A 241-nucleotide genomic window follows, 5' to 3' on the forward strand; every position below is an offset into this window, starting at 1 on the left:
TATCCGGTCCAGGCTCAGCCGCGCAGCGAACCGTAGGTGGACTTCGCCCGCTCGAGGGCGGAGACGTAACCGGCCCGGGCGCTCGCCGTGGGGTCGGTGTCGGCGGGGACGGCGAGCAGGCCGCGGAAGTCGGCGACCGAGCCGAACTCCTTGCGCAGCATCCAGTCGTCGAGCCCGTCGATCAGCCTGCGGGCGTAGCTGGCGCCGTGCCGGACCAGTGAGGACGTGGTCATCACCACGT

The 241-nt window shown here is 71.4% G+C and carries 1 pseudogene; it reads right to left on the minus strand.

Going from position 1 to position 241, the window contains the following annotated elements:
* Positions 1 to 14 precede the first annotated feature (14 nt).
* Positions 15 to 241 (minus strand): annotated as a pseudogene (locus tag BN358_RS26270) (dihydroorotate dehydrogenase-like protein); the annotation flags it as partial.

Origin of the sequence: Sedimentibacter sp. B4 (assembly GCF_000309315.1) — a bacterium.
Taxonomy (GTDB): domain Bacteria; phylum Bacillota; class Clostridia; order Tissierellales; family Sedimentibacteraceae; genus Sedimentibacter; species Sedimentibacter saalensis.